Annotated in this window: 1 protein-coding gene; it reads right to left on the bottom strand. The window is 43.7% G+C overall.

All coding sequences use genetic code 11. The features are described 5' to 3' along the window. Window positions 1–33 precede the first annotated feature (33 nt). Window positions 34–1,021, bottom strand: a 988-nt coding sequence (locus A3739_RS02720) for a GGDEF domain-containing protein (protein WP_068500227.1), incomplete at its 5' end; no start/stop codon positions are given.

Here is a 1,021-nt window from a genome sequence, read left to right as displayed (position 1 = left end):
CCACCTCGTCGTCGTTAAGCAAAGAAGCCTTTGCTAGGCTTCTTTTGCTGATTGCTTGTATAGATCTTGCTGGGTTGTGAGTTCGTTGATCTGAACGGTATTGCGTCCCATCTTCTTAGCGGTATATAGCGCTTTGTCTGCGCGCGTTACAAAACTCTTTAGTGTTTCTTTATGGTCGAAGCTCGTACAGCCGAAGCTAGCTGTGAGTTTGATTGTCTTGTTAGCAACACTAAAATTGTGAGCCTCTATGATCTGTCTGAGTCGTTCTGCTGTAAGGGCTGCGCTGTTCGCGGAGCTGTCATCGAGTAATAGTAAAAACTCTTCCCCGCCATATCGGAAACTAAGATCAGTTTTACGAAAGTTCTCTGTAATTAGTGTTGCGAATTGCTGAAGTATTTCGTCGCCTGCAGAGTGGCCATATGTGTCATTAATGAGTTTAAAGCGATCGATATCGATCATAATGGCAGACAGTTCTTGTTGCTTACGTATGGCTCTTTCAGCTTCTCTGTGCAAGCTACTATCTAGAGCACGTTTGTTACCTAGCCCAGTCAATTGGTCGGAAAGCGCTGCATTGATGGCTTCCTGATACATCAAAGCATTCTTTAACGGGAACACTACTGTGCTTGCCATGAACTCGATAATTGAAATTTCATCATCAGAATAACGTTTCTTTCTGCATACGCTTAGTTTTCCGAGGCGAGTATTCTCAATAATCAGATTGAATTGGCAGTTGTGTGCCCCCGGATTTTCACCCAGGCAGTATGTGTTTTCGTTAGGTGCTTGATATCTAAGCTGGCCAACGTCCATTAGATTGCTAAGTTCGTCGTAAAAGATATCGGCAATGCTCGCAATATCTAAGGTAGTTTGTAGGCGTCTGATTGCGCGCGTGACTACATCATTGGTATCGACGATTTGGCGACTTAGGTCTTTATATGTGGATGCGACTCTAGCACGATTAAAATCGATTGGTTCTGCTGCTTTTTCGTTGCCGTCCATAAAACTGCCTCTAAACTTCTGTTTT

The sequence above is a fragment of the Oleiphilus sp. HI0067 genome (assembly GCF_001635735.1).
This window is presented reverse-complemented; position numbering and strand designations above follow the sequence as displayed.